Genomic DNA, 6,172 nt, shown 5'->3' with positions numbered 1-6,172 from the left:
ATCCGAAGACCATGGCTGAAAAGATACTGAGCAGGGCATCCGGAAGAAGTTCAATGGCTGGTGATTATGTCTGGGCGGTTCCTGATATTGTTTATCTAAATGATCTCATGGGTCCAGTCACGCTGTCAGTGATCAGGAAGATAGGCGTAACGAAGATAGATTACAGGGGAAAGCTCATATTCATAGCGGATCACATATACCCACCAAAGGATGTACCAAGTGCCAACAACATAAATATAATAAGGCAGTACGCCGAGGAAAACGGGTTCACCTTCATACAGGGAGGTGAGGGAATAGAGCATACAGTTCTTATAGAAAAAAGGCTGGTCGGGCCGGGCGATCTTGCGGTTGGAACGGATTCGCACACTGTGACCCTGGGCGCTGTTGGATGCATGGGAGTGGGCATGGGGATAACAGATGTTTCCGCGATAATGGCGCTTGGAAAAAACTGGTTCCTTGTTCCGGAAAGCATCCTGATAGATCTCAAAGGAAGACTCAGAAGGTATGTATCAGGTAAAGATATCATCCTGAGCGTACTGAAGATCCTCAAGGAAGACGGAGCAAACTACATGTCCATGGAATTTCATGGGGAGGCCTTAAGATATCTTTCGATCGATCAGAGGATGGCCATAGCAAATATGACCGTTGAAGCTGGTGCAAAGGCCGGTATGATTGAACCGGACGGACTTGTGGGCAAGTTCTTCGATATCGACGATGAAGATCTGAAAAACGTCAGATCCGATGAAGGAGCCCATTTTGACCAAAGGCTGGATATCGATCTTGATTCCCTCGGACCACAGATAGCCGTACCGTACTCTCCTGCAAATGTCCATAATGTGAGAGAGTACGTTGGCACGAGAGTAGATCAGGTTTATATCGGCAACTGTGCCAATGGTACAATAACAGATCTTCGTGAGGCTGCTGAAATATTGAGAAATCGAACGGTGGCAAAGGGTGTCAAGCTGATAATTGTGCCGGGTTCAAGAGATATCTACAGGCAGGCAATAAAGGAGGGATTGATCGATATCTTTCTGGATGCGGGTGCTGTGATATCGCCACCGAACTGTGGTGCATGCGCTGGCCTGCACATGGGTGTCCTCGGTGATGGTGAAACCGCAATATCAAATACAAACAGGAATTTCAGGGGAAGGATGGGCAGTTCTGAGTCGAAGGTCTATCTGGCAAATACATACGTTGCTGCAGCCGCAGCGATTGAGGGGATGATCATAGATCCGGAGGCGTCGCTATGAGGGGCAGGGTCTTCATTCTGGGGGATAACATCGACACCGATGTCATAGCACCGGCCGGTTATCTGCATTTGGGGATCGCCGCGTTGAAGGATCATGCCCTCGAGGCTGTGAGGCCGGATTTTCACACCTCTGTCAGGCCTGGAGATATCATAATCGCAGGAAGAAATTTCGGATATGGGTCGTCCAGGGAGCAGGCGCCAGCTGTTCTGAAGGACCTTGGAATAGGAATCATCCTGGCACGATCCTTCGCGAGGATATTCTTCAGGAACTCCATCAACATAGGCCTCCCGCTGGGTATAATCAGGGAAGTTGGAGATATAAACGATGGAGATTACGTGAACTACGAACCTGAATCCGGGAAGATCTACGACGATGACGGCAATGCTGTCGTGCTGTTTACTGGTCCAGGCGGCCCTTTATCCGAGATCCTTGAGGAGGGTGGCATGGTGGACTTCATAAGGAAAAAGCTAGGAATAAAATGATCCGATACGTTATCCAACTTAGACATTTCGCTCTGCAACCATTTCAAAATATGATGCTCTCCTGGTCAAAGGAAACTTTTTACTCTGATACTTACAAACCTAAACGGCATATTCGGAAAAGAACCCGTCAGATCCCGTGGACAACTTCCAGTCCTAACTCAATGATATCAAATTCAATCTACCAAAGCTTAAATATAGAATGAGGATTGTATTTATATGTATTATTTGACATTCAGCATCGCCAGTGAATGCGGGCTATCAGATGCCGCTTACAATACTCAGTCAAAACTCTATATATTAAATGTGTTTACGGAGGATTTCGTTAACAATTCCGTTGTTGCAATAACCAGATCTGCAGATATTGCTGCCCTCCGGGGCCATCTTCTGAAAGATTTCCACACGCTAAACGTTCTGAAACAGAAGAAATACAATATGATTCTTGGCCAGAAAACATCGCACGGCATAATGGGATCCATAGAGAAGAATGGCGGGATGCCAATATATCCGCTCGTGGCCAGTAACGGTACGGAGTCGTTTCAGGTCATAGTCCTCGAAAGAGAAAGGCTCGATGCCATACTGGACGCTGTCTCTAGATACAACCATATCGAGAATTTCGACTTCATGAAGCTTGATTCATCAGTACCGTTAACGACCATGATGATATCGCATGCAGCGGATCTTATGTTCGATCTCACAGATACGGAGAGGAATATACTGATGAACGCATACAATATGGGGTACTTCTCATGGCCAAGGAAGAACGATCTCAGGGAGCTAGCGAAATATGTGAACATGGCGAAGCCCACAGTACTGTATCATCTCAGAAACGCGGAGAAGAAGATAATGAGGGCCCTGTTTCTGCATTAGAATAATAGGCATCTTCATAAAAATAGATGTATTTTAATATAATAAGAATATTCATATTTTTAGGACGCTATCTGTTCCACACGTAGCCTTGAGGCCTTCGGCCCGAGCAGTGCAAGGTCCACGACCACTATCAGTATGAAGACCCATATTATACCGAATGATGCAAGGACTCCATGCGGCAGGAAGAATGCCGTGATCACAGGCACCAATATCGAAGTTGATATACGACTCACGCTGTACACGGTGCCTGCAGCAGTCGGCCTCACCCTTGTTGGGAATATCTCAGCCTGGTATGTGTGGAAGAAGTTGGAGAAGTTCCACAGTATGAACGTGACTATGAATCCTAGGATGACCACGGCGATCACGTTTGTCTCTATGGCGAAAAGCGTCCCCAGCACACCCGCCAGAAGTGCGCTTGTGATTATACCCCACTTTCTCTCCACCTTGTCTATTATGAACACGTTGAATATGCTGCCGAAAAAGAATCCGGAGTAGATCAGGAACGTGAACTCCAGCGTGTGCACGAGCGATATTCCCTTGGTCAAAAGGAACAGTGGAGCAAGCGATGTGAAGCCGTAGAATATTCCGCTCTGGAAGAACTGGAATATCAGCATCATTATGGTCCTGTTCCGTATGTCCGGTGAAAATATATCTCTGTATCTGGATCTCTTGGGAGTGATGTCTGTGACTTCCCTGACATCCGGAAGCTTCGCGAGGTTCTTCTCCTTCATTATCCTGTCTTCCCAGTTCTTCACTATCTTGTCTGCCTCATCGTACTTCCCATGGACCTCAAGCCATCTAGGAGACTCATTGAGTCTGGTTCGGACGGCCCATATGGCTATGCCTATTATACCCATGAACCAGAATATTATCCTCCATGAGTAGAACGGCGGCGCCACAAGTTTCATCTCGTAGACAAGGAAGGCTATAACTGGACCTGCAGTGACCGCTATGGTGTACACCGTTGCCAGCCTCTTTCCACGCTCGCGCCCGGGCATCATCTCAGTGGTGAACGTGTCCACTATGGGGAATTCCCCGCCGACACCTATTCCGCCGATGAAGACGAATACGGCTATCAGTATAGCCGATGACATCAGACCGGCTAAGATCATGCCTCCGGAGAACACTAAAAGGTTGTACAGAAACACTGTTCTTCTCCCCCGCTGATCTCCAAGCCATCCGAAGAATATGCTTCCGACGAATTCTCCGAGGAAGAAGGATGTGGGCACAACCAGTGTGGCCAGCACATGGCTGAAATGGAGGATACTGGCCACCAATGCGAGTATCGCACCGTTTCCAAGCAGCATCAGTGTTTCCGCCCATTCACCGCCGGTAACCATGAGCAGAAAATTCCTCTGCGGCGTTCCAAACGGCAGTCTTTCAAGCCTATCTGAAACGCTGCCAGTATATTTTTTCTCCTCTACCATGATATGATAATGTTATACCTACCTCATAAATTATCGATCTAACATGTTACAATTATCTGAAAATGATTAGAAAAACCTGGAATATAATTTCAGATGATTCCCCTCTTATGAAGATCCATTATTTCTTCCCTGGAATAGCCCACTTCTCTAAGGATTTCTTCGCTGTCTCCCCCAAGTGCCGGTGGATCCCCCTTCTTGAAATTGGCCAGCGGCGGTACAGGTACGTAGAGTTCGGATGATGCATAAGATTCCTTCACCATCTTCCTCGAGGCGTGGATATCACCTATGAGGTCCCAAGGCCTGTTCAGGGTTGCGTAGCTTATGTTTGCCTTCTCCAGTTTCGAAAGAAGGTCCTTCTCGCTGTACCGTCCGAATACACTCTGCAGATAGGGTATCAACGTCGGTCTGTTCTCATACCTTATACGATTTGTCGGATATTTATCCTGGACGTCCAGATCGAATTCCACGCAGAAATGTTTCCACTGTTCGTCCGTCGTGACCGCAACAAAAACGTCCTTGAGATCCTTCGTCTTGAAGAAATCGTAGATGCCCCAAGCGAAGCCCTCCTCGTTGATTGGCCTGAGTTCCTGCCCTGTGATCTGATACGTGGCTATATGCTGGCCGACGAAGAACATGGCTGTTTCGAAGAGACCGACGGATATCTTCCTCCCCCTTCCTGTCTTCTCCGCATCGGCCAGTGCATTCATGACGTTGAGAACACCGAACATGGCAGCGCCCATGTCGACTATTGAGGCACCCACTCTCATCGGCCTTCCCGTTAGGCCGGTCATGTAGGCCAGGCCACTGTGAACCTCTATGGGATAGTCCAAGGATTTCCTCCTCTCGTAGGGGCCGTCGCCGTAGCCCCTGATCGACAAATATACTATCTTCGGATTCGCCTCTGATATCTTTTCATAAGAGAGGCCGAGGGAATCCATGGCTCCGTAGCCAAGGTTGTCTATTATAACTGATGAGGTGCTGACCAAACGCATGAAGATCCTGCGGCCCTCTTCGCTTTTAAGATCAACCGTAACGCTCTTCTTCCCCCTGTTGTAGAAAGGAAATGCTCCAGCGCTGGAACCTGTGAGCGATCTCGCTATGTCACCGCTGCCAGGCCTTTCTATCTTTATCACTTCAAAACCCATGTCCGATAGGAGCAGGCCAGCGGTCGGTCCAGCAACTATATGACCGATCTCAAGAGCTCTCATGGACCTCACCATACACTCTGACTATGTCCTCAAGACGGAATGCCCTTCCGCTCTCGACTGACCTATCCTTAACGATCTCAACAATCCTTGCTATCTCGCCATCAGTGGCGGTTATCCCTCTTGATATCAGTGCAGATTTCACCGCATTTCTTCCGGTGTACACGTTGAAAGAATAGTGATCCGAAGGGAATGTTCCGGCATGCGTACCCGCAGTGACCGTTTCTACGTTCCTTCCGATGACCGGCATGTTATCCATAAAGAAGGATGATCCGATCTTCTCCAGGACAAGATTGAATATGTATTCATAGACCTCTCTGAACGCATCGACGTCATATTTTTCCAATCCCGTTTCGTTCAAATACCTAGCTATCGTGATCTGATCCGTTATACCGTTTCGTTCACCCAGGCCCATCACCGTGGTATCGACATGGTCAGTGCCAGCATCAATTCCAGCCATGGCCTCCGCAACAGATAGACCGAGATCGTTGTGGCAGTGCATCTCTATCTCAGCATTCGCTATCTTCTTAACCTCATGTACTATTTCTGCCATCTTCTTAGGTGTGCCCTGGCCCTTGGTATCCGGAAGCTGTATCACATCTGCCCCACACTCGGAGAATCTTCTGGCCATTCGAACAACCTCGTTCATATCGTATGATACCACGTCAACTATGGCGATCTCCACGATCCTGCCGAACTTCTTTGCATATCTTATGCTATCACATATGTCATCGATGTTGAAGGATCCGAATGGCAGATGCAGGGATATGTTGGATCCAGTCTCTGCTATCACATCTATATCCCTATTGACCGTTCTTCCCAGGGCAAAAGTTTCCGGAAATATATTTTCCGAAACGATCCTTCTGGTAATTTCCACCTCGGATCTGTGAGCTGAAGGATAGGACACGAGAGCACGCTTTACTCCTGCCCTGGATATCATC

6 protein-coding genes are annotated in these 6,172 nt (G+C 47.9%); 3 read left to right on the top strand and 3 right to left on the bottom strand.

Annotated features, from left to right (window positions below):
* From F6Q11_RS07445 to F6Q11_RS07435, 3 genes are all read left to right on the top strand, one after another.
* The coding region (locus tag F6Q11_RS07445; protein ID WP_297027946.1) for a 3-isopropylmalate dehydratase large subunit at nt 1–1,250 on the top strand (1,250 nt) is incomplete at its 5' end.
* On the top strand, nt 1,247–1,732 hold the full coding sequence (locus F6Q11_RS07440) for a 3-isopropylmalate dehydratase (protein WP_297027944.1): 486 nt from the start codon (nt 1,247–1,249) through the stop codon (nt 1,730–1,732). The genes F6Q11_RS07445 and F6Q11_RS07440, both read left to right, overlap by 4 nt.
* Before the next feature lie 216 nt (nt 1,733–1,948).
* A complete protein-coding gene (locus F6Q11_RS07435; RefSeq protein WP_297027941.1) occupies nt 1,949–2,599 on the top strand; it encodes a helix-turn-helix domain-containing protein in 651 nt (216 codons plus the stop codon).
* Nucleotides 2,600–2,658: 59 nt separating this feature from the next.
* Here F6Q11_RS07435 and F6Q11_RS07430 read toward each other — a convergent pair whose 3' ends face one another.
* From F6Q11_RS07430 to F6Q11_RS07420, 3 genes are all read right to left on the bottom strand, one after another.
* A complete protein-coding gene (locus F6Q11_RS07430) occupies nt 2,659–4,026 on the bottom strand; it encodes an MFS transporter (RefSeq protein ID WP_297027939.1) in 1,368 nt (455 codons plus the stop codon).
* An 89-nt stretch (nt 4,027–4,115) separates the two neighbouring features.
* On the bottom strand, nt 4,116–5,234 hold the full coding sequence (locus tag F6Q11_RS07425; protein ID WP_297027937.1) for a CaiB/BaiF CoA-transferase family protein: 1,119 nt from the start codon (nt 5,232–5,234) through the stop codon (nt 4,116–4,118).
* Nucleotides 5,221–6,172 (bottom strand): hypothetical protein (locus F6Q11_RS07420; protein WP_297027935.1); only part of this gene is annotated, 952 nt, incomplete at its 5' end. The genes F6Q11_RS07425 and F6Q11_RS07420, both read right to left, overlap by 14 nt.

The sequence above is a fragment of the Thermoplasma sp. genome (genome assembly GCF_008709555.1).
GTDB lineage: Archaea > Thermoplasmatota > Thermoplasmata > Thermoplasmatales > Thermoplasmataceae > Thermoplasma.
Note: the sequence above shows the minus strand (reverse complement) of the source record. Positions and strands in the feature narration are given on the sequence as shown.

Bases quoted from the DNA above. Each gene is read 5' to 3' on its own strand.
- F6Q11_RS07440 (WP_297027944.1), top strand. From the start codon at position 1,247: ATGAGGGGCAGGGTCTTCATTCTGGGGGATAACATCGACACCGATGTC.
- F6Q11_RS07435 (WP_297027941.1), top strand. From the start codon at position 1,949: ATGTATTATTTGACATTCAGCATCGCCAGTGAATGCGGGCTATCAGAT.
- F6Q11_RS07430 (WP_297027939.1), bottom strand. From the start codon at position 4,026: ATGGTAGAGGAGAAAAAATATACTGGCAGCGTTTCAGATAGGCTTGAA.
- F6Q11_RS07425 (WP_297027937.1), bottom strand. From the start codon at position 5,234: ATGAGAGCTCTTGAGATCGGTCATATAGTTGCTGGACCGACCGCTGGC.